The sequence below is a fragment of the Enterobacter sp. UPMP701 genome, assembly GCF_053709515.1.
Map to the genome: position 1 here is coordinate 1 of NZ_JBSKJN010000018.1, position 21923 is coordinate 21923.

Annotated in this window: 19 protein-coding genes; 15 read left to right on the forward strand and 4 right to left on the reverse strand. The window is 48.8% G+C overall.

What is annotated here, in order from left to right; genetic code table 11:
- Positions 1-16: 16 nt before the first annotated feature.
- Together pmrB and pmrA are read right to left on the reverse strand one after the other, a co-directional pair.
- Positions 17-1060, reverse strand: coding sequence for a two-component system sensor histidine kinase PmrB (gene pmrB / locus ACWKXT_RS22265; protein ID WP_454533396.1), 1044 nt, complete (start codon positions 1058-1060; stop codon positions 17-19).
- Positions 1057-1719 (reverse strand): two-component system response regulator PmrA, encoded by a 663-nt coding sequence (gene pmrA, locus ACWKXT_RS22270; RefSeq protein WP_080328315.1) that lies wholly within the window; start codon positions 1717-1719, stop codon positions 1057-1059. Before pmrA ends, pmrB begins: the two co-directional genes overlap by 4 nt.
- 206 nt (positions 1720-1925) lie before the next feature.
- On the opposite strand from pmrA, the gene opgB reads away from it, so the two are divergent.
- Positions 1926-4262: a phosphatidylglycerol--membrane-oligosaccharide glycerophosphotransferase gene (gene opgB, locus ACWKXT_RS22275; protein ID WP_454533397.1), complete on the forward strand. Its 2337-nt coding sequence runs from the start codon at positions 1926-1928 to the stop codon at positions 4260-4262.
- Between the two features lie 43 nt (positions 4263-4305).
- Here opgB and dacB read toward each other — a convergent pair whose 3' ends face one another.
- Positions 4306-5739, reverse strand: coding sequence for a serine-type D-Ala-D-Ala carboxypeptidase (gene dacB / locus ACWKXT_RS22280; RefSeq protein WP_454533398.1), 1434 nt, complete (start codon positions 5737-5739; stop codon positions 4306-4308).
- A 229-nt stretch (positions 5740-5968) separates the two neighbouring features.
- Between dacB and greA the strand changes: the two genes are divergently transcribed.
- Positions 5969-6445, forward strand: coding sequence for a transcription elongation factor GreA (greA, locus tag ACWKXT_RS22285; protein WP_275048629.1), 477 nt, complete (start codon positions 5969-5971; stop codon positions 6443-6445).
- Positions 6446-6596: 151 nt separating this feature from the next.
- On the opposite strand, the gene yhbY is transcribed toward greA, so the two are convergent.
- Positions 6597-6890, reverse strand: coding sequence for a ribosome assembly RNA-binding protein YhbY (gene yhbY, locus ACWKXT_RS22290; RefSeq protein WP_003861814.1), 294 nt, complete (start codon positions 6888-6890; stop codon positions 6597-6599).
- A 127-nt stretch (positions 6891-7017) separates the two neighbouring features.
- Between yhbY and rlmE the strand changes: the two genes are divergently transcribed.
- From rlmE to ACWKXT_RS22355, 13 genes are all read left to right on the forward strand, one after another.
- Positions 7018-7644, forward strand: coding sequence for a 23S rRNA (uridine(2552)-2'-O)-methyltransferase RlmE (gene rlmE, locus ACWKXT_RS22295; protein WP_003861812.1), 627 nt, complete (start codon positions 7018-7020; stop codon positions 7642-7644).
- Positions 7645-7746: 102 nt separating this feature from the next.
- Positions 7747-9681: an ATP-dependent zinc metalloprotease FtsH gene (gene ftsH, locus ACWKXT_RS22300; RefSeq protein ID WP_013098921.1), complete on the forward strand. Its 1935-nt coding sequence runs from the start codon at positions 7747-7749 to the stop codon at positions 9679-9681.
- Positions 9682-9777: 96 nt separating this feature from the next.
- Complete coding sequence (gene folP, locus ACWKXT_RS22305; protein WP_454533399.1) at positions 9778-10626, forward strand: dihydropteroate synthase; 849 nt, start codon at positions 9778-9780, stop codon at positions 10624-10626.
- A complete protein-coding gene (gene glmM, locus ACWKXT_RS22310) occupies positions 10619-11956 on the forward strand; it encodes a phosphoglucosamine mutase (RefSeq protein ID WP_454533400.1) in 1338 nt (445 codons plus the stop codon). The genes folP and glmM overlap by 8 nt, the downstream gene beginning before the upstream one ends.
- Positions 11957-12368: 412 nt before the next feature.
- The gene (locus tag ACWKXT_RS22315; protein WP_454527653.1) at positions 12369-13082 is read left to right on the forward strand and encodes a type IV pilus major pilin; all 714 of its coding nucleotides are present in this window, start codon (positions 12369-12371) and stop codon (positions 13080-13082) included.
- Between the two features lie 78 nt (positions 13083-13160).
- Positions 13161-15158: a type II secretion system protein gene (locus tag ACWKXT_RS22320; RefSeq protein WP_454533401.1), complete on the forward strand. Its 1998-nt coding sequence runs from the start codon at positions 13161-13163 to the stop codon at positions 15156-15158.
- A gap of 81 nt (positions 15159-15239) precedes the next feature.
- Positions 15240-15662: a TcpQ domain-containing protein gene (locus tag ACWKXT_RS22325; RefSeq protein WP_454542698.1), complete on the forward strand. Its 423-nt coding sequence runs from the start codon at positions 15240-15242 to the stop codon at positions 15660-15662.
- Between the two features lie 13 nt (positions 15663-15675).
- On the forward strand, positions 15676-17133 hold the full coding sequence (locus ACWKXT_RS22330; protein ID WP_454533403.1) for a type II and III secretion system protein: 1458 nt from the start codon (positions 15676-15678) through the stop codon (positions 17131-17133).
- Between the two features lie 11 nt (positions 17134-17144).
- A complete protein-coding gene (locus ACWKXT_RS22335) occupies positions 17145-17687 on the forward strand; it encodes a pilus assembly protein (protein ID WP_454533404.1) in 543 nt (180 codons plus the stop codon).
- Positions 17688-17690: 3 nt separating this feature from the next.
- Complete coding sequence (locus ACWKXT_RS22340) at positions 17691-18605, forward strand: hypothetical protein (RefSeq protein WP_454533405.1); 915 nt, start codon at positions 17691-17693, stop codon at positions 18603-18605.
- The gene (locus ACWKXT_RS22345; protein ID WP_454527647.1) at positions 18593-19321 is read left to right on the forward strand and encodes a hypothetical protein; all 729 of its coding nucleotides are present in this window, start codon (positions 18593-18595) and stop codon (positions 19319-19321) included. The genes ACWKXT_RS22340 and ACWKXT_RS22345 overlap by 13 nt, the downstream gene beginning before the upstream one ends.
- Entirely contained in the window at positions 19318-20856 is a 1539-nt protein-coding gene (locus ACWKXT_RS22350; RefSeq protein ID WP_454527646.1) for an ATPase, T2SS/T4P/T4SS family, read from the forward strand. The genes ACWKXT_RS22345 and ACWKXT_RS22350 overlap by 4 nt, the downstream gene beginning before the upstream one ends.
- The gene (locus tag ACWKXT_RS22355) at positions 20840-21868 is read left to right on the forward strand and encodes a type II secretion system F family protein (protein ID WP_454527645.1); all 1029 of its coding nucleotides are present in this window, start codon (positions 20840-20842) and stop codon (positions 21866-21868) included. Before ACWKXT_RS22350 ends, ACWKXT_RS22355 begins: the two co-directional genes overlap by 17 nt.
- The last annotated feature ends 55 nt before the right edge of the window (positions 21869-21923 follow it).

Genomic DNA, 21923 nt, shown 5'->3' on the forward strand with positions numbered 1-21923 from the left:
TTATGGGGGCTTTTTTTTATTCCAGCGTTGATGGCAACCAGCAACTGGCGATTAAGCCGCCTTCAGCACCATTCTCCAGCGTCAACTTGCCGTGGTGCAACTGCACGATGCGCTGTACGATACTCAAACCCAGACCGCTGCCGCCGTAGCGCTGGTCAAGACGGCGGAATGGCTCGGTAATTGACTGTCGGTGCGCTTCATCAATACCAGGACCTTGATCGATAACGCTGATCTGCGTTCCACCCTCGACCTCGGTTAATGTCACCGTAATCGTTGTCCCAGATGGGCTGTAACGCCCGGCATTCTCAAGCAGGTTGCGCAGCATCAGGCGCAGGAGCACGGCGTCTCCCTGTACCGTGAGCGCGCTTTTAGCGGGCCAAATCACCTTATGCTCTTTGGCTTCTTGTCCCAGGCCGAGAGGTTCAATGATATTTTCCGTCCAGCTCACGGTTTCGTAATGACCGCTCGCCATTGCCTGTCCGACACGGGCCAGCATAAGCAGTTGTTCAACCGTGTGCATCAGCTGGTCGATACGGCTGATGAGCGTCGTGGCCTGAGGAGAGCCTGACTGGGCCATCAGCTCCAGATGGAGCCTGATCCCGGCAAGCGGTGTTCGCAGTTCGTGGGCGGCGTCCGCCGTAAAGAGACGCTCCTGTTGAATGGTATTATCCAGCCTGGCGAGCAGCTGGTTGAGCGAGGTGGTAACGGCGCCGATTTCTTCCATGTCGGAATACATAGGCAGCGGGGTTAAGTTATCCGCCGAACGGTTAGCCAGGCTGACGCGCAGCTTATTCAGCGGTCGGGTTATCCAGGTGACTGCCCAGAATGAGAAAAACAACGTAAAGCCGACCATCACCAGAGAAGGGACCAGCAGCGAGGCAATCGCTTCGCGGATCTCTTTCTCGACGTGGTTATTACGTGATTTTGCCGACAGCGTTTCATTCACCAGAAAGCCAATCTGTTCACGGCTTTCATGCCACAACCAAATCACGCTTATCAGCTGGAAAAATAACAGAATGACCGCCAGCAAAACCATTAATCGCCGACGCATGCTGTTCATTTCTGGCTCTCCAGGCGGTAGCCCACGCCACGGACGGTTTTAATCCGATCTTTGCCGAGCTTACGGCGCAGGTTGTGAATATGGACTTCCAGGGTATTGGAGCCAGGATCGTCCTGCCAGGAGTAGATGTCCTGCTGGAGCGTTTCTCTGTGCACCGTTTGTCCGCTGCGCATGATCAGACGCGTAAGCAAGGCGAACTCTTTTGGCGTGACTTCGACAGGCTGGGACTGGCGCAATACCTGCTGGGTTTGCAGATTCAGGGTAATATCCCCGTCAGTCAATAAGTTATCGCTGTGCCCCAGATAGCGGCGTATTAACGCCCGCACCCGAGCCTGCAGCTCCGCAAGCGCAAAGGGCTTCACCAGATAATCATCTGCACCGGCATCAAGGCCGGTAATACGATCTTCAATGGCGTCACGTGCCGTCAGGATCAATACCGGGTTGGCGATGCCGCGGCGTCGCCATTGACTGAGCAGCGTGGCGCCGTCTTTATCCGGCAGGCCCAGGTCAAGGATCACAAGGCTGTATTCGCCGCTTTGGATCAGGGCATCTGCTTCTGCCGCGGTTCCGGCACAGTCCAGGGCATAGCCTTCGTTGGCGAGCCCGAGTGCGAGCCCTTCCTGCAATAACAGATCGTCTTCAACTATGAGTAGTTTCATCTCTGTTTATTTGGTCCTGTATCCATGCGATATCCTGATTATGGCAGAAAGCAGTGCAGAGGTGCACGTGCGTTTTGTGTCGTTAATCTTATTAAAATCCTAATTAACTTTAATTGGATAGTGGGATTATAAGCCAACCGATATAATAGTAGTCTTTTTCTGGCCCGGTTGTTGTCATTAATGTTCTAGGATAAACGAGTAAAAGAATGGAATCTCTTTATTTATTAATGCTTTCAATAATTTTTATTGTTGTTGCAACATTTATTTATCGGTATAAATCTCAACAAAACGCTTACATTTCAGTACTCATTTTTGTAGTGATTGTTGGCTCTGTTTTACTCGATGGTTTCTGGACGGTCTGCCAGTATTTCACTGGAGATGGAGTAAATGAGTCAGTTCTTTACACATTGACTACGACAATGGAGGGGGGAGAAATAAATGATTACATTTGGCCATCAGTATTAGCTATTTTATTCTGTGTAGCGGTAATTGTCATTATTCATATGGCTTTATTCAGAGGGGAGTCGCGTAAACATCAAAGCTGGATTTTTGCATTTTTTTCCCTCTGCTGCAGCGTGCTGGCGCTGGTTATTTCACCCGCCTTTTCGCAACTGAGCGGTACGATGGCACTTTCAAATAAAGTTGATGGCTCCGATTTTAATGAATACTTCATAAATGAACCCAGCACAATTGAAAAACCAAAATACAATTTGGTATATATTTATGGGGAAAGTCTTGAGCGTACCTATTTTGATAGCAAAGTTTTTCCTGATTTGTTACCAGATTTAAATAAGTTTCGTGAAAAAAGCCTTGATTTTTCTAATACGCTACAAATGCCAGCCACTGATTTCACTATCGCGGGTATCGTTGCTTCCCAATGTGGAATACCATTATTCAAACCAACCGCATTTAATGGAGAAAACACGGTAGGAACGTTTTATCCCGAGAGCCATTGTCTGGGAGATATACTCAGTGCATCCGGCTACGAAACCTACTTTTATCAAGGCGCAAACCTGCATTTTGCTGACAAGGATGCTTTTTTCAGGGCGCATGGCATAAAGCATACGTGGGGGTTAACCGAATCAGGTCTGCAGGATAATTTTGACGTGCAGAATAACTGGGGACTCTATGATAACGTGGTGCTGGACAAAGCCTGGGAAAAATTTAGCGAACTTTCCGCCTCCGGTCAGCGTTTCGCGCTGTTTACGCTGACAGTCGATACACATCCACCGAGAGGATATATCTCTCCCGCATGTCGTCAGAACAATTACACGATTGATGGCCGTTCTGTCGAAGCATTGAGCTCAGTGCTTTGCAGTCAGGAAGACATCGCGCGGTTTGTTCAGAGAATTCAGTCTTCCCCCTGGGCCGAGAATACACTGGTTGTGCTTTCGTCAGATCATCTGGCAATGCCCAGCACGGCGGTTTCAGTTGATTATCTCAACAAGATGGAGCGCCGCGATCTGTTTTTTATTCTCGGGCCACAGGTGAAGCCAGGCCTGAAATCGCAGCCAAGGAGTACGCTTGATAATGGGGCAACCGTGCTGGATCTGCTGGGTGGCGCGAAAAAAATAGGACTGGGACGGAGTTCTGTCAGTGAAAAAACGCTCGCGGAGAGTGTGCCTGATTTCAAAAATAAGGTTTACGCATGGGGTGACAGCATCCGTGCATTATGGGGAACGCCGGACCATATTGAACGTTTCACCATCAATACGCGTAAAAACGAAATTTCTTTTAGCGGCCACACCTTTAGCTTGCCAATTGTGCTGGACATTAAACCCAATACAGTTCTACCTGTTATTGATGACGGCAGCAAAAATACCTCTTTAAGACAATCTCTCGCTTTTTTAGCCGAAGGCGAAAAATTTATCTGGGTCGATAAATGTTTTCGACCTGCGACTATCTGGCGGAATGAGCTTATGCATTCTGAAGACTGGTGCGTCACACAGGGTAAGGCCGGAGGAAAGATTACGGTCGATAAAGTAGACAGTGGTGTATATGAAGGCAAGGTAAGCATTGATGATAGCCCAACAGACACTGTGACCTATCAACGTGAGCAAGGGTTACTGAAACAGGCTCCTGACGATATTCGTTATGTCTCGAATACATTCAAATTTTCCTTAGACGGAAGACCTATGTTTATCGAAAATATGATGGGTATCGGTCGCCAGGAATCCTGGGGACGATGGTCAGACGCGTTGACTTCTCCTTCAGTCATGCTGCTCTATACGTCACCGTTCCCACGCGAATTTAATGTTGAGATTGAAGCGAAAGCCTATGGCAAGAATATTAATGCCCCCGTTGCCATAACAATTGGTGAACAGACGCAATATATGCGTTTTGGTGAGAAGGCAACCAGGGTTACCCTTCACTATAAAGGGGATCTCTATTCGCGTTTGCTGACTATTACCCCGCCTGAACCCACTCTTAGCCGAGAGGGAAGCATATTAGGACAAATGTTTACTTCGCCAGTGAGAAAGATAGGTATCGGGCTGATTGAAGTGAAAATTGTGCCAGTCATTCAGACTACTGATAAGAAGTAACGGTGAGGGATGGCCTGCGATCTACTGCAGGCCATCACGAACATCAATTGTTCTGATAAATATCTTTATAAAGTCTGCTTTCGAAGCGAACAAGTGGTATACGGCGATTGCGCTGGTCGGTCGGTTCGACGGCATAGCCGGACAGATACTGTACGAACGCCATGCGCTGTCCGCTGGCGGTCGTGATGAAGCCAGCCAGGTTGTAAACGCCTTGCAGTGAACCTGTCTTAGCGGATACTTTGCCGTCGACACCCGCCGCGTGAAGCCCGGCGCGGTACTGCAGCGAACCGTCATGCCCGGCAAGCGGCAGCATAGAAATAAAGTTTAGCTCAGTGTCATGTTGTGCAATGTACTGAAGCACCTGCATCATCGTGGCCGGGGCGATCAAGTTATGACGCGATAATCCCGAGCCATCGACGGCGATAGTGTTACCCAGATCGATTCCCGCCTGCTGACGCAGGATCTGACGAACAGCGTCTGAGCCCGCGCGCCAGGTGCCCGGCACACCAAAGCGCGCGTGCCCGATCATGCGGAATACCGTGTCGGCAATCATGTTATCCGACTTTTTCAGCATAATTCGCAGCAAATCGTGCAGCGGTGGCGACTGTTTGCTGGCAATGACCGTACCGGGCTGGTTGACCTGCGTCTGACGAAGCAGCGTGCCGGTGTAGGTTATTCCCGCCTGCTTCAGTTCATCCTTGAGAATCGCACCGGCATACCCCGCACCGTCCTGGATAGCAAAGGCCAGCGGCAGCGGATCGGCGCGCTGCGTCAGGCAGCCGGTGAGGGTATAACGGTTAAGATCGCCCGGCACCACGTCCAGCTCGCAATACTGCGCGTCCGGAGACCCTTTCGCCAGCGTACGCACCTGACTAAACATGGTGACAGGATAGTAGGACGCTACGCGGATAAACGCTAAATCATCCGGTTTTGGCGCGCTATAGAGCGACACGGAGAAGCAGTTACGGTCAACAATCGCGGCCGCTGGCGGCGCGCTAAAGCACTGCGTCATGTCGTTCCATGGCCAGCCAGGGGCTTTATCATGGCTGGCAAAAATGGAGGTATCGATCAGCACGTTGCCATCGATTTTTGTCACGCCGGATTTTTTCAGCGCCGCCACCATGTTGCGGATATCCTGACGCTTAAAGGTGGGATCGCCGCCGAAACGGGCGATAAGATCGCCTTTCAGTTCGCCATTATCGACGTTACCTTTGGTTTCAAGCGTGGTGGTAAAACGGAAGTCAGGCCCGAGCTGGAGCAGGGCGGCGAGGGCAGTGATCACCTTCTGGGTACTGGCAGGCAGCGCCATCTGTTGACTGTGATAGTCAATGTCGGGAGCTTGTGCGCCAACCTTCTGCACCATCAGGGCGAGGTTCGCGCCTGCGGGGAGCTGATTAATGTACTCATCAACATTCGCGGCCTTGGCGGTGAACGTTATACTGGTAGTCAATCCGATGATAAAACTGGAAAATCGCATAATCTCGCGCTAACAACCCGAAAACAAACCGTCATACTACGGTGCATAGCACTGCAAAGTAAACGATGACCCATAGTGAACTTCGCGGTAAAATGCGTATCAAATTGAAAAATTGCTGCTGACCTGGGACGTTGCTCCCGGGTCGGTTTTCTTTTTGCTTCTTGCCCGCTTTAGGGGGGCAGGAGCAGGGAACACTGCTCCCAACAGGAATGTTTAAGAGGTATAACAAATGCAAGCTATTCCGATGACCTTACGTGGTGCCGAAAAACTGCGCGAAGAACTGGATTTCCTGAAATCCGTGCGTCGCCCTGAAATCATCGCCGCTATCGCGGATGCGCGTGAGCATGGCGACCTGAAAGAGAATGCTGAATACCACGCCGCGCGTGAACAGCAGGGGTTCTGTGAGGGACGCATCAAAGATATCGAAGCGAAACTGTCTAACGCGCAGGTTATCGATATCACCAAAATGCCTAACAATGGCCGCGTGATCTTTGGTTCTACCGTCAGCGTTCTGAACCTGGACAACGACGAAGAGCAGACCTATCGCATCGTGGGTGACGATGAGGCTGACTTTAAGCAGAACCTGATTTCAGTGAACTCCCCGATTGCTCGTGGCCTGATTGGCAAAGAGCAGGACGATGTTGTCACCATCCGCACGCCAGGTGGCGAAGTGGAATACGAAATTATTAAGGTTGAATACCTGTAATTCGCTTCTCTACTAAGATGTTGATACATTGTAAAGAAAAGAAAAAGGCCGCATAGCGGCCTTTTATCAACTCAAGGAGCATGGCATTTTGCTCGCCTGCTGAAAGAAATCCCTCGTTTCACACAGAAAATGTGATTGATTCAGGATATCCTTAGCGTGGCAGCGAGATTTTACGCTCTTTAGATGGGCGATAGAGCACCAGCGTTTTACCGATGACCTGTACATTACAGGCGCCGGTTTCGCGCACGATGGCTTCCACGATCAGGTTTTTAGTGTCTCTGTCTTCAGAGGCGATTTTCACCTTGATCAGCTCGTGGTGTTCCAGCGCTTGTTCAATCTCGGCAAGCACCCCTTCGGTCAAACCATTGTTGCCAAGCATTACTACCGGCTTGAGCGGATGTGCCAGACCTTTAAGGTGCTGTTTTTGTTTAGTACTCAGATTCATCGTATATTTTTGCTTACGTTGGGATTGAAAACGGTTCATTCTACCGCCATCTCCCTTATATCGCCAAATAGCTGCGTAGAAATTTACGTCACAGGCAAGCAACGATGAACCAGGACGGAAATGTTAAATGACAGGTAAAAAGCGTTCTGCCAGCTCCAGCCGCTGGCTTCAGGAACACTTTAGCGATAAATATGTTCAACAGGCACAGAAAAAGGGGTTGCGTTCCCGTGCCTGGTTTAAACTTGATGAAATACAGCAAAGTGACAAACTTTTTAAGCCGGGGATGACGGTTGTCGACCTCGGTGCGGCACCTGGCGGATGGTCCCAGTATGCGGTAACGCAGATCGGCGGAACGGGCCGAATCATCGCGTGCGATCTTTTACCAATGGATCCCATCGTCGGTGTCGACTTCCTTCAGGGCGACTTTCGTGATGAATTAGTGCTGAAAGCGTTACTTGATCGTGTAGGTGACAGTAAGGTCCAGGTTGTCATGTCGGATATGGCACCAAATATGTGCGGAACACCGGCGGTGGATATCCCCCGCGCCATGTATCTGGTGGAGCTAGCGTTAGAAATGTGTCGTGATGTACTAGCGCCTGGTGGTAGTTTTGTTGTGAAGGTGTTTCAGGGCGAAGGTTTCGAGGAGTATCTTAAGGAAATTCGCTCCCTGTTTGCGAAGGTCAAAGTTCGTAAGCCGGACTCTTCCCGGGCCCGTTCCCGAGAAGTGTATATTGTAGCGACCGGGCGAAAATGATAACCGGTAGATTTCAGGCGAAAGTTTGAATGAAACTGGATATAGAGTATCCTGACGCTGTTTTTAACACAGTTGTAATATGAGGTTAATCCCTTGAGTGACATGGCGAAAAACCTAATACTCTGGCTGGTCATTGCCGTTGTGCTGATGTCAGTATTCCAGAGCTTTGGGCCCAGCGAGTCGAATGGCCGCAAGGTGGATTATTCTACCTTCCTGCAGGAGGTCAATCAGGACCAGGTTCGCGAAGCGCGTATCAACGGACGTGAGATCAACGTTACCAAGAAAGATAGTAACCGTTACACGACTTACATCCCGGTGAACGATCCTAAGCTGCTTGATAACCTTCTGACCAAAAACGTCAAAGTGGTAGGCGAGCCGCCAGAAGAACCAAGCCTGCTGGCTTCTATCTTCATTTCCTGGTTCCCGATGCTGCTTCTTATCGGCGTCTGGATCTTCTTTATGCGCCAGATGCAGGGCGGCGGTGGCAAAGGTGCCATGTCGTTTGGTAAGAGCAAGGCGCGTATGCTGACGGAAGACCAGATCAAGACCACGTTTGCTGACGTCGCCGGTTGTGACGAAGCAAAAGAAGAAGTGGGTGAACTGGTTGAATACCTGCGTGAGCCGAGCCGTTTCCAGAAACTGGGCGGTAAGATCCCGAAAGGCGTCCTGATGGTCGGCCCTCCGGGTACCGGTAAAACCCTGCTGGCGAAAGCGATTGCAGGTGAAGCGAAGGTGCCGTTCTTTACTATTTCAGGTTCTGACTTCGTCGAAATGTTCGTGGGTGTCGGTGCATCTCGTGTGCGTGACATGTTCGAGCAGGCCAAGAAGGCAGCACCGTGCATCATCTTCATCGATGAAATCGACGCCGTGGGCCGCCAGCGTGGCGCAGGCCTGGGCGGTGGTCACGATGAACGTGAGCAGACGCTGAACCAGATGCTGGTTGAGATGGACGGCTTCGAAGGTAACGAAGGTATCATCGTTATCGCGGCAACTAACCGCCCGGACGTACTTGACCCTGCGCTGCTGCGTCCAGGCCGTTTCGACCGTCAGGTTGTGGTCGGTCTGCCGGATGTTCGCGGTCGTGAACAGATTCTGAAAGTCCATATGCGTCGCGTACCGCTGGCGCCAGATATCGACGCGGCAATCATCGCGCGCGGTACCCCAGGCTTCTCTGGTGCGGATCTGGCTAACCTGGTCAACGAAGCTGCGCTGTTCGCTGCTCGCGGCAACAAACGCGTCGTGTCCATGGTGGAGTTCGAGAAAGCGAAAGACAAAATCATGATGGGTGCGGAACGTCGCTCCATGGTGATGACGGAAGCGCAGAAAGAGTCCACGGCCTATCACGAAGCAGGCCACGCAATTATTGGTCGCCTGGTGCCGGAACACGATCCGGTGCACAAAGTGACCATTATTCCGCGCGGTCGTGCGCTGGGTGTGACCTTCTTCCTGCCTGAAGGCGACGCGATCAGCGCCAGCCGTCAGAAGCTGGAAAGCCAGATTTCGACCCTGTACGGCGGTCGTCTGGCGGAAGAGATCATCTACGGTCCTGAACATGTTTCTACCGGTGCGTCGAACGACATTAAAGTGGCGACAAACCTGGCGCGTAACATGGTGACTCAGTGGGGCTTCTCCGACAAACTCGGTCCGCTGCTGTATGCAGAGGAAGAGGGTGAAGTATTCCTGGGACGTTCCGTGGCGAAAGCAAAACATATGTCCGATGAAACGGCACGTATCATCGACCAGGAAGTGAAAGCGCTGATTGAACGTAACTACGGTCGCGCACGTCAGATCCTGAATGACAATATGGACATCCTGCATTCGATGAAAGATGCGCTCATGAAATATGAGACCATCGATGCACCGCAGATTGACGACCTGATGGCTCGCCGCGAAGTGCGTCCGCCAGCAGGCTGGGAAGACCCAGGTGCGTCTAACAATTCTGACAACAATGGCACCCCGCGTGCGCCGCGTCCGGTCGATGAACCGCGTACGCCAAACCCGGGCAACACCATGTCAGAGCAGTTGGGCGACAAGTAAGTCACTGCTGTTGAAGCGTTTGTCTGTACCTCAAACCCTGGAGCTTGCTCCGGGGTTTTTCATTTCTGTTCAACCATCTATACCAGGGATTTCGCCATGAAATTATTCGCCCAGGACTCGCATCTCGATCTTTCACATCCACATGTGATGGGGATCCTGAATGTTACCCCTGACTCCTTCTCTGACGGCGGCACGCATAACACGCTTATTGACGCGGTTAAGCACGCAAATTTAATGATCAATGCAGGCGCCACCATCATTGACGTTGGCGGCGAATCGACGCGTCCCGGCGCGGCGGACGTTTCTGTGGAAGAAGAGCTGGCGCGCGTGGTGCCGGTGGTTGAGGCAATCGCGCAACGTTTCGAGGTGTGGATCTCCGTCGATACGTCCAAACCAGAAGTGATTCGTGAAGTGGCGAGAGTGGGCGCTCACATCATCAATGATATCCGCTCTCTGACCGAGCCGGGAGCGATTGAAGCAGCCGCAGAGACGGGTCTTCCGGTATGCCTGATGCACATGCAAGGGCAGCCGAAAACGATGCAGGAAGCGCCGAAGTATGACGATGTTTACGACGATGTAAATCGCTTCTTTATTGAGCATATTGAACGTTGTGAACGTGCAGGCATCCCAAAAGAGAAATTGCTACTCGACCCGGGGTTCGGTTTCGGTAAAAATCTCTCTCACAATTACGCGTTGCTTGCGCGCTTATCGGAATTTCATCATTTCGGCCTGCCCCTGCTGGTGGGGATGTCGAGGAAATCGATGATTGGGCAGTTGCTGAATGTTGGGCCGAGCGAGCGCCTGAGCGGCAGTCTTGCCTGCGCGGTGATTGCCGCTATGCAAGGCGCGCATATCATTCGTGTCCATGACGTCAAAGAAACAGTAGAAGCCATGCGTGTGGTGGAAGCCACACTGGCAGCGAAGGAAAACAAACGCTATGAGTAATCGTAAATATTTTGGTACCGATGGCATCCGTGGGCGTGTTGGCGATGCCCCCATCACCCCTGATTTTGTTCTGAAGCTGGGTTGGGCTGCGGGTAAGGTTCTGGCGCGTCATGGCTCACGTAAGATCATCATTGGTAAAGATACCCGTATTTCGGGCTATATGCTCGAATCTGCGCTGGAAGCCGGTCTGGCGGCGGCGGGGCTTTCTGCTTCCTTTACTGGCCCAATGCCAACGCCTGCGGTCGCTTACCTGACCCGCACTTTCCGGGCTGAGGCCGGAATCGTGATTTCTGCTTCACATAACCCGTTCTATGACAACGGTATCAAGTTCTTCTCCATCGACGGCACTAAGCTGCCGGACGAAGTGGAAGAGGCCATTGAAGCCGAAATGGAAAAAGAGATCACCTGTGTTGATTCTGCAGAGCTGGGTAAAGCGAACCGTATCGTCGATGCAGCGGGTCGTTATATCGAATTCTGCAAAGGCACCTTCCCGAACGAGCTGAGCCTGGCGCATCTTAAAATTGTGGTGGACTGTGCGAACGGTGCGACTTATCACATTGCGCCGAATGTTTTCCGCGAGCTGGGGGCGAAAGTGATCGCTATCGGCTGCGAGCCGGATGGCCTGAACATTAATGAGCAGGTCGGGGCGACGGACGTGCGTGCTCTGCAGGCGCGCGTGCTGGAAGAAAAAGCCGATCTGGGTATTGCGCTGGACGGCGACGGCGACCGCGTGATCATGGTTGACCACGAAGGTAACAAAGTTGACGGCGACCAGATCCTGTACATCATTGCCCGTGAAGGGCTGCGTCAGGGGCAGCTGCGTGGCGGTGCTGTCGGTACCCTGATGAGCAACATGGGTCTGGAGCTGGCGTTGAAACAGCTGGGAATTCCGTTTGTCCGCGCGAAAGTGGGCGACCGCTACGTGCTGGAAAAATTGCAGGAGAAGGGCTGGCGCATCGGTGCGGAAAACTCCGGTCATGTGATCCTGCTCGACAAAACCACCACCGGCGACGGCATTGTTGCCGCGCTTCAGGTGGTTGCCGCGATGGCGCGCAACCATATGAGCCTGCAGGACCTGTGCAGCGGCATGAAAATGTTCCCGCAGATCCTGGTAAACGTGCGTTTCACAGCGGGTAAAGGCGATCCGCTTGAAAATGACAACGTGAAAGCGGTGATGGCTGACGTTGAGGCGGCTCTGGGCAGCCGTGGCCGTGTCCTGCTGCGTAAGTCGGGTACCGAGCCGTTAATCCGCGTGATGGTGGAAGGGGAAGACGAAGCGCAGGTAACGGAATTTGCGCACCGCATTGCGGATGCCGTGAAAATGGCATAAGTAAACCACTCTCTTTTATGTTTCAGGGCGATGAACATCGCCCTTTTTATTTATATGGTGAATGGACATGTTTATGAGAAGTCGGTTCAACTCTTAGTATATTAATATTGAAAGCTTTATGAAAAAGTGTAACTATTAATAATAAGATACACATTTAATAATATGTGTTTCAAATTTATACCCATTTTCTGTTTTTTCCATTATATCAATTTTAAATTCTCTTAAAGCGGAATTAAGAAGATTTCGTTTGACTATAATGTGCAAATGAAATTTATCTGCATTATGTTTCTGACTCTAAATATATTCCTATAGTGATTGTATGGGGCTATAAAAACGTGATGTGCATTCCTATAATGCGCTACGTTCTCAGGAACGGTCTTGGGAATTTAAATATTTTTTAAAGGGAAATAGAATGAATACCATGGTTTGGAATCTGAAAGGGAAATTGAATCGCAAGGCTGCGAAATTACAGGAGATGCGTAAACAGCGCGGTGTAACCCTGCTGGAAATCATCATTGTACTGGGCATTATCGGTGTTATCGCAGCAGGCGTTGTTATTCTGGCGCAGCGTGCATTTACCGCACAGGATCTGTCTGATATTCAGAACAACGCAAACAGCATTCGTACTTCTATGACTGAAGCGTTTAAAGATGAAGGCAGCTATCCTGCTGATGCAGGCGGTATTGTTGGTCTGACCAAATCTAATATTTCTACTTCCTCCCTGGATACGCCAATTGTTACCCTGGTTAAACTGGGTAAAATTTCTCCTGACGAATCCTTCAACGGCATTTCCAACGATGCATTCCAGATCACCAGTGCAAAACTGGATGATACCAGCTCTCAGAACAAAGCATTCGTGCTGGTTGTAAACGGCCTGGAAACAGAAGAATGTCGTAACCTGATCTCTGAAATGGGTAACCAGTGGGATTACGTTGAAGCGCTGAAGACCGGTGCTAATGCGGGTGCTACCGTTGCGAGCGTTGACGGTCGTAATCTGAGCGTTGCTAAATCTGGCGCAATTCTGAAGACTCTGACTTCTGGCGAAATCGCTGCTGCCGATATCACTAAAACCGGAATCTGTGATGGCCCAGGTGCTGCTAACGGCGTGATCTTCGGAAGCAAATAATTAAGTACTTAATACTTGTTATTTAGTGAGCCCCCTGCTGTTGGGGGCTTTGTTAATTGCCTAAACAGGACTTGAACGATGCGCATCAGAAAGGATTCAGGCTTCAGTTTGCTGGAAATCATTATCGTGCTGGCTATTGCTGGCGGCGTTATGGTGATGTACACGCATTATGCGCGTAAAAAAGCCGAGAATATTGCTCAGCAGAATGTCGCCGATGCCCTTGCCCAGGAAATGAAGGGAGTGCTGGAATTTATTGATGATGACACCATTGCGCTGGTTGGCAAGGAAAATGAAACAGACAGCCCACTCTATAGCGATGAAAAGAGTGAGTATGAGGTTTATCATACGCGCATCACGAATGAAATTGATACCACCGACACGGGCAGCAAAGATAACTATTATCTGTGGGGTGATGACAATAATAAAACCAAACAACAGCGCTATCTGTTCTTAAGCAGCAATTGTAAATCATCGCTGAAATCAGAGTTTGCTTTTGAAAAAGAGTATCTGCCATGCTTTATGCGCAATGTGGCAACCAACTCCACTGCAGTAATCGATCGCGTCGGCTTTGCCGGCGGTGGTAAAGATTCTGATCGTCAATATGATATCAATCGCATTGATACGATCGTCCGGTTCGAAAAAGAAGAACAAAACAGCGATTATCATTTTGCCGATTTCGCGCCCCATTTTACTGAAGCGTTCTCAAAAGCCGGTTTTACAGTATCGCATTCAATGATTGTGCATCGCACTAATAGTTCATCGAACTGGCAGCTGGTTCTGAATAAGAAAGATAAAAAAACGCCGATTGAGTTGAGCAGCATGGCCAGCAACCTGGATGCACTGGACCAGTATAAGAAAGATGAGTTTGGTGTGCGTTTTACTATTGATACTAATGATAATTCGGGCAACAGCAGCAATGCGGGCGGTAAGGTCTGTTGGACCCGCGGCGATAGCGGCGTGAAGCTTTGCTACGACGATAATGTGGGAACTGGCGATCGTGGTGAAGACACCGTGCTTGCCCTGACCATGACGGATCCGAATAATACGCGTGGTGAAAAAGTGATGACGGGAACACTAAAAGCAAACGTTGTAATGGAAAATACTGCGACACGCGTGAATCTATTCCAGCGTTCAGGTGGGTATTTGATATTTGATAGTGAAGGTAACCCATTACCTATTCATCGTAAGGATGCTGATGGCAATCTTTATGCGGTAGAGCTTACCGGGAATGATTCGAACACAGTGTATAATCCAAGTAGCGGTGGAGACGGCGGGTTTGAGTTAGATGGCCCGGATTATCCTGATGCAACATTTGATGCCTATGAACTGGTTACCCCCTCAGTGACGTTTTATAGTGAAAAGGGCGCCATTGCTAATGACAATACGGGTTTAAATCTCGACCATAGGACAAATGATGGTCAGGTTTGGAAAGACGGCGATAATGGTGATGATATCAAAATCACTCCATATTCAGATGATGCAAATAATTCTGACACTAATTCTGTGAACGAATTAAGTGGTTCAGGTCAGCCATATTATGATGCTAATGGTGGCGGCTACCGTTATGCTGTACAAACCTGTCCTCAAATTGAGCAGGACATTACACTTCGTGATAGCCGTGGAAAACCACTTTTAGATGAAGAAGGCAATGTCAGGAAGTATAAATATAAAAGGCGTCTGTATCCTCGGATGACAGCATCTATTTCATCGGTGGCAGCATACCGCCCAGGCAGCCAGGCTAATCTATCATTTCGATATTCAGATAAAACCAGGAATGCATTGACCGAAGAAGAAACGGTTGGATCTTTAGCAGGTCTTGCTGTTCAGGTTGAAATAGCTGAGCAGAATACAGGCTATGGAGGTCCCAACGTGAATATGGGGGGGCATCACCTTTATGATAAAACAAAATATGTATGGGTAGTCTCCGCAATAATGGGTATGTATGATGAAGCGACAGGTGAAGGGTATAACGTATTTAACCCTGGAACGGTTTCCTATGTTTTTCATACATGGTGTAGCACCATACCGCAAGATGGTACACCTGCTGATATATTAGACACACAGCAGTATCAATAAATATTATGATAATGGAATATAAATAATATGAATCTAAGTAAACTTAACAAATGGACTATGGCAGGCATATTACTGTCCTGCATGAGTAATACCTATGCATCTTTGAACACCTCTCCGGAGGTGGCATTGGCGGCGAATACTACGGCATCTTCGGGCACAACGACACCACGCAATCCTTTCTCGGAAGAAAATGTTGTTTCGCCGGCGTATGCTTCAATAGCGCCGGGTGCGACAGCAGTACCCTCGACATCCCGTGTAGATTCGCTGGTGCTGCCGGAAAATATATTATTAAGCCAGGCATTAAAGCAGTGGGCGGAAAGTAAACATTACAAATTGTTTTGGAATAGTAAAAAAGATTATCTGATTTATAATACTATTACGTTTAGTGGGAAAAGTGACGACGATATTTTACAATCGTTGGGTGAACTCTTTTTCTCCGAAAATTATGGTTTAGTCGTTAAAAAATACGAAAAAAACCACGTTATTGTTATTGATGAAATGTAAGTGGATGGAACCCATGAAACTGAAAACAGGTATATTATTGCTGGCTTTCCTTGCGCAAGGATGCGTAAGTGACTTTGAAAAAAAATACGATATTCCTAAAAAAATAACAGAAAATACTTCCGATTCAACCTCCATTGATGACGCGAAGACCAAACCCTATATTAAGTATGACTCTGCCTATTTAGGAAAAAAAGTACAGTACAGCGTTGAACAGCAGAAGGTAATGGGCAAACATGTGAAAATTACCTCCTATGAGCCTACTACGCTGTCGGCTCTGATGGAGGTCGTTTCCGCACAAACCGGGATTAGCTTCCGTATCAACGCGTCTGCGATGGGTGAGAAAAAAACAAGTACCGATGACTCGTGGGACACTCCGCGCTCCGTGCAGTTTGACGGTAACTTCGAAGACTTCATGAAGTATATCGGTTCGCTTTATGACGTCAGCACCGAGCTGGACGCCAGCAACATTCTAAAAATTAATGTCTTCGAAACCTATGTTATGCGTCTTGACTTCTATGGCGAAAATAACAAAACGGAAACGAACCTGGATCTGTCAGGTAACGAAGCGACGTCTGGCGGCGGCCTGACCGGAAAATCCGAGACGAAGTTTGAGTCCTCTTTCTGGGATGACGTAGAAGATATGGCGAAAAACTACGTCACGTCGGGTAACTACACCCTGTTTAAGGATTCTTCAATTCTGATGGTGAACTCACGTCCATCGGAACATGAAGCGTTGAGTAAAGCGCTGGATAAGTATAAAGCAGATAACAGCCGTCAGTTTATTGTCACGTATCGCATTTATTTACTTGATAAAACAAAAGAGAAGAATCTGGGGGGCGGGTTAAATCTTAATTTCGCCGATGCACATAACACCATCAATATCAGCAGCAGTATCCTGAATAACCTGGGCGGCGGTATCACCGCGGGCTGGAAAAACAGCCATGTTGATATCAGTACGGGTCTGGATGCGTTATATAAATTAACGGGTAGCGAATCGCTGCAAAGTGGTTCATTCATCACGCGCAACAATATGGCGATTCCGATCAACATGACGCAGTCTCAATACTATGTATCCGGAAGAACGCGTACAACGGATGATAACGGTGAAGTTAACGTTGAAATTGATACTGATGAAATTGTCACCGGTACCAGCTTTATCATCACCCCGCGCGTGTTGTCCGATGGTCGTATCGAAGTGGTCAGCGGTTTCACCAAGCGTTTCCTCAACTCTATTGACGAGTATGAAGACGTACAGCTGCCAAACGTCAGCACTACCGAGTCGTTTAACTCTTCCATTATCAAGCCGGGAGATTTACTGGTTGTAGGCAAATTTGAAGTGAAGGCATCGAAAGATGGACTCCAGTATGAAGTGTTGGGGGCCAATGACACTCACTCAGACGGCGTCGCAACGGTCCTGATGGTGATCGGGGTTGACTATTATCGTCAGCCAATTACTTCGCGCGATGAATAAGTGGCTTCGCTATGAATGATATTTTATTTAAGAATAACATTTTAACCGGGCTCTATTGGGAGCCACAAAGCCTGGAGCACTTGCAACCGGCGGAGCAGGCCTCATTCCGCGGGATGATGAAAGCCTATCGCCGCCTGGTTTATAAAGATTCAGGTGGTGAGTTAGCCATTGGCTATAGCACGAAAATATCTACACTTTACGAACCGTTTGCACTTTATGTGAAAGAACTCTATGGCGATGGTATCTATTTCTCTCATGAATCTAATCAGGCAACATATTTTCTGATTATTAATGACGGTCGGATCGTCAGCGGAACGGACTGCTTTATCAACAAAGCGCTTTTTGATGAGTTAATGAAGCATACCGATGAATACAGTCATCTGGAAATCACGCCTCTGGAAGAGACTCAGATTACTGCCGTTGTCGAGCGCTGCTGTGCCCGACAGGCACGTCTGAAGCGACGCCGTCGCATCATCATCGGTACTATTTTTTCGGGCGGTGTTGCGCTTTTGGCTGTTTTGGCACTGTTGCTTCATTTTTTTGTGACGGGATAACGTATGCTGGAAGGAATGTATTTCTGGAAAGATAAAAACGGCATGGTTTCAAAGCTAAAGCTGATTATAGGGATTTTGATTGTTCTTATTCTTATCGTTGGCGGTAGCGGGGGATCCTGGTATTACTTCGTCATGCTTCCCGAGACGAAGGCGAAAGAAGAGGCGATTGCACGTCAACAGCAGGCTGCCCAAAAACTGCGGGATGATATCGCAAAGGTTAAGAGTTTCTACACAAGTTCCTTGGCCGGCGGTGGTATTGATGAAACTGTATTATTACTTGATGAAATGAAAAGAAGTGATAAGACACTTGAGATCATTCCGAAGGATAATTATGCGTTTTACTGTGATAACAAATCCTGTAAGTTCAGTTATACTTTTAGTAAAAGGACTTTGTGGGTTTTGCCGGAAAAACCTTTTTGGGGTAAATGGTATAAACCTACTGTTATTGCAAAAGGGAAAGGAAAGTCATCTGCAAAAAATAAGATGGATTTCGAGTACGATAAGATAGAGTCACGTCTGAATAAAAATAAGTATCAGGAAGCTTATGACCATAAGAAACCACTTGAATTACACGCATGTAGCGATGTGGTTTCATATATTATGACCTTCAACTCGATGGTTAAAGGTCAGGGTGAAAATGGTAAAAATCTTGGCCAGATTGTGATTAAAAAAATGCCCGGCTCCAGCCTTGGTGACCTTGAATCCACGCTTTCTGGAAAAGTAAAAAGTTATGGGTTGCAGGTAGGTAAATGGGAGCTGGAAATAAAATCAGGTGAGAGTCCGTTATCATCAGACGATATGACTAACATGCAGTTGTTACTTTATAAGCAAGCGTATCGCGATGCTTTTATAGTTAATAAATTAGAGACGAAAAACAAAGGAATGAAAGTTTCAGGAGGACTGGTATGCAAAAAATAAAATCGATGGTAATGGCCAGTGCGCTAACGTTTTTGGTTGGGAGTGCAGAAGCCGCCCCGACAACTGACTTACCGCAGGTTCCGGCAAAAAAAACGCAGCCCGTTCTCGTGAAAACTGGCGCAGAGGCAATGAAAAAAGAGCTTCACGATGTTGAGGCAAAACTCGTGTCAGCTCCGGCTGTACCTGCTCAGCAAAAGGCGGCTGAAAAGCCTGCGCTGGCTGCTTCAAACCTGGTATCAGCCCCACCGGATGATGAGAAAAAGAACAAAATTAAGCCTCAAACAACAGAAAAGCAGTCAGAAGAGGCTAAGCAGGAAGACGCAGCCAATACAGCGTCAGTTCAGGATCAGCTGGCGTCAATTGTTGAAGATGATTACGCCTTTGAACAGCAGCGCAGAAAACTGGCTAACGAGGTGGAGCTTGAAAAACTACGCAGCCAGATTCGTAAACTCCGTGGCGAAGACAAGATGAAGGCTGCGCCGCGGGTGGAAGCCCCGGCAGCGGTATCCAAACCGCAGGCGCCAGTCGCTGCAGCGATTGTCATGCCGCGTGTGGTGCTGGAAGCCGATATCGGTGGCACAAATCGCGTTGCGGTGCAGAGCGGAGATACGCTTCGTTATGTTCGCCCGGGCGAAACGTTCGACGTGGGGGGCAGAAAGTTTAAGCTCGCTAAAGACAGGAAGTCAGTCGTAATGGCAGAGGAAACAGTGCAGTGACATTGGATTTTACGCGTATATCAGCCGACGAATTGCTCGCTGGAAAATGGACTTACCAGGAATTCGAAGGGATTGGTTTCACGGCTACGGTCGAGGAGCACGATTACCTCGTGGTGAGTACGCTCAGTATCGGCAGCTTATTTGAATATCAGATACAGGTGTCGAGGCTGACTTCTCAGCACAAACGTCAGGTCGTGGGCCTGGCGCTTGTCGCTGAAGAAGACTATTACCGTATCGTTGAGCACGTCTCATTAAAGCTGCTCAGCGATGCGAATAAAAACATCGATATTACCGATACACAGAAGCGGCTGGCAGCGATTCTTCAGCGCGTGGTCAACATGGGCGCAAGCGATTTGCACATCACGCGTAACGATGTGCTGGCACTCTTTGAGGCTCGCGTAAACGGCGTGTTGATGCCGTTTATGCAACTTAAGTCTCAGCTCTGCGATGAGCTGGTGTTCGTGCTTTACAACGTAGAAGCGACGACACGCGATACCACGTGGAACCGTGCTATCCCGCAAAACGCCAATATTCTCTACAACTTGTCCGGTAAGCCTTATCGCTTCCGCTATGCTCACTTTCCGATATTTGGTGAAACGGCGGATTGTTACCATGCGGTTCTGCGTATTATTCCCTCAGGTTTGCAGAAGGGGAATATCGGCTCGCTGGATAAAATCGGCATTTCTGAAGAGGAAGTGGCGGATCTAAAAAAAATCCTCAGCAACCCCTACGGTGCTTACGTCATTGCGGGTACGACGGGTTCAGGTAAATCGACCACTCTGAAAAACCTGATGGAGTGGCTGCAAATCAACCGCTATGAAGATCGCGGTTGTTTTCTGACGGTAGAGGACCCGGTTGAGTATCAGATTTACGGCGCGAAGCAGAGCTCCGTGGTGGATGTTTCTGGCGGTGGTTTCCATGCCGCTATTAAGTCGGCCCTGCGCCGCGATCCCGATGTCCTGATGGTAGGGGAAATTCGAGACAACATTTCCGCTAACGCGCTGGCAGGGGCTGTAGAGAGTGGTCACTACTGCTTCACCACCGTGCACGCCGGTAATATTGTTTCGCTGCTGCAGCGTATGTCGGCCCTGGGGATCGGCAGTGACAAACTCTCAACTCCGGGGTTCGTTGCGGGGCTGCAGTGTCAGAAGCTGGTTCCGGTGCTATGTGAAAACTGTAAAACCGTTATGGGTACAAAAACCATTTCCGGTCGTGAGTTTACTCTTTACACCGCTGGTGAAGGTGGCTGTGAGCAGTGTCGTCAGAGCGGTATCAAAGGACGACAGCTGGCGATGGAATACTTCCTGCCAACCTATGACGAGCTTGCTGCTATCTCCAGGCAAGAATGGCTCAACGTTTATACGCTGTGGCGTAAAAAACGAGCTACTGCGCCTGGTTTGACAGAAGGTTTCGAAATCCGCGAAAAAGTGATGTCACATGTGCTGAAAGGGCGCATTGATGCCGCGTGGTTTGCCATGGAGTTTGGCGAAATGGCTGAAGAAGATCTGGAGATGATCGTTGAAAAAATTCGGTAAAAAACAGCGCTTATACCTTTACCAGTTTTGCGCCGATATGATTAGCGCAGGGTTACCGCTATTCGATTCATTGCAAAAGCTGCAAACAGAAGGGCGTACGCTTCTTGGGAAAGGATTCAGTAATAAACTGGGTGAGGTCATCCTGCAAATGAAGCAGGAGGTTTCAGTGTCTGCTGTATTCTCTGATGTCGTACCTAACTCAGAGCTCAGCGTGATTACGGCAGCAGAAAAAAGCGGAAGCCTCGCCGATGGTTTTTTGACGCTGGTAGCGGTCATTAAATATAATGACGAACTGCGAAAAAAAATTGTTGGTGCGCTCATTTTCCCGCTCATAATGATAAGCCTGTCACTGATCGTTATTGCGGGATATTCGCAAAAAGTCTTCCCGGCTTTCGCATCGGTGGTTCCCGTGGAAAAATGGCCAGGGGTGACCCAGAATTTATATAATTTTGGTACTGCCCTCTATCAAGGGTTATGGCTGAAGATTTTGTTGGGTTTTATCATTTTTGTTTTCGTTGTAAAATTTGCCATGGCAAATTTGAACGGTAACGTGCGCAATAAAATTTTTGACAAAGTTTTGCCGTTTTCCACTTACAGACAGCTGGCGTCATCCGTGTTTCTGAATAACCTTGCGTTGATGCTTAGTAACAACATCCCTCTTACCGACTCTTTACATATTGTGCGCCTTAACGCTAACCGGTGGTTACGTTGGCACATTGATGTCATGAATGACAAAATGGCGCAAGGGATCCACTATAGTAAGGCGCTGTCGACAGGACTACTCGGTAAAGAGGAATTGCTGAACATCAGTCTGTACGCTGAACTGCCCTCGTTTAATGAGGTATTACGCTCGGTGTCCGATCGTTCCCGCGACCATATACAGGAGTACATCAAGAAACTGGCCGGTTTATTAAAAAACCTGGCAACGGTAATTCTGGGTGGATGCGTAGTATGGGTATTTATATCATTGTTCGCATTGATGGATACGCTCTCTAAAACTGCTGGCGGTTAATCAAAACGCGATGTCAAATGGTATTTCAGTGAAAAATATCCATTTGGCATCGTTG

What these genes read in the sequence shown, in the direction of transcription:
- opgB (WP_454533397.1), top strand. Translation starts at nt 1,926, where the DNA reads ATGGAATCTCTTTATTTATTAATGCTTTCAATAATTTTTATTGTTGTT.
- ACWKXT_RS22335 (WP_454533404.1), top strand. Translation starts at nt 17,145, where the DNA reads ATGAATGATATTTTATTTAAGAATAACATTTTAACCGGGCTCTATTGG.
- greA (WP_275048629.1), top strand. Translation starts at nt 5,969, where the DNA reads ATGCAAGCTATTCCGATGACCTTACGTGGTGCCGAAAAACTGCGCGAA.
- folP (WP_454533399.1), top strand. Translation starts at nt 9,778, where the DNA reads ATGAAATTATTCGCCCAGGACTCGCATCTCGATCTTTCACATCCACAT.
- ACWKXT_RS22315 (WP_454527653.1), top strand. Translation starts at nt 12,369, where the DNA reads ATGAATACCATGGTTTGGAATCTGAAAGGGAAATTGAATCGCAAGGCT.
- pmrA (WP_080328315.1), bottom strand. Translation starts at nt 1,719, where the DNA reads ATGAAACTACTCATAGTTGAAGACGATCTGTTATTGCAGGAAGGGCTC.
- dacB (WP_454533398.1), bottom strand. Translation starts at nt 5,739, where the DNA reads ATGCGATTTTCCAGTTTTATCATCGGATTGACTACCAGTATAACGTTC.
- ACWKXT_RS22330 (WP_454533403.1), top strand. Translation starts at nt 15,676, where the DNA reads ATGAAACTGAAAACAGGTATATTATTGCTGGCTTTCCTTGCGCAAGGA.
- ACWKXT_RS22340 (WP_454533405.1), top strand. Translation starts at nt 17,691, where the DNA reads ATGCTGGAAGGAATGTATTTCTGGAAAGATAAAAACGGCATGGTTTCA.
- rlmE (WP_003861812.1), top strand. Translation starts at nt 7,018, where the DNA reads ATGACAGGTAAAAAGCGTTCTGCCAGCTCCAGCCGCTGGCTTCAGGAA.
- ftsH (WP_013098921.1), top strand. Translation starts at nt 7,747, where the DNA reads ATGGCGAAAAACCTAATACTCTGGCTGGTCATTGCCGTTGTGCTGATG.
- glmM (WP_454533400.1), top strand. Translation starts at nt 10,619, where the DNA reads ATGAGTAATCGTAAATATTTTGGTACCGATGGCATCCGTGGGCGTGTT.
- ACWKXT_RS22320 (WP_454533401.1), top strand. Translation starts at nt 13,161, where the DNA reads ATGCGCATCAGAAAGGATTCAGGCTTCAGTTTGCTGGAAATCATTATC.
- pmrB (WP_454533396.1), bottom strand. Translation starts at nt 1,060, where the DNA reads ATGAACAGCATGCGTCGGCGATTAATGGTTTTGCTGGCGGTCATTCTG.
- ACWKXT_RS22325 (WP_454542698.1), top strand. Translation starts at nt 15,240, where the DNA reads ATGAGTAATACCTATGCATCTTTGAACACCTCTCCGGAGGTGGCATTG.
- ACWKXT_RS22345 (WP_454527647.1), top strand. Translation starts at nt 18,593, where the DNA reads ATGCAAAAAATAAAATCGATGGTAATGGCCAGTGCGCTAACGTTTTTG.
- yhbY (WP_003861814.1), bottom strand. Translation starts at nt 6,890, where the DNA reads ATGAATCTGAGTACTAAACAAAAACAGCACCTTAAAGGTCTGGCACAT.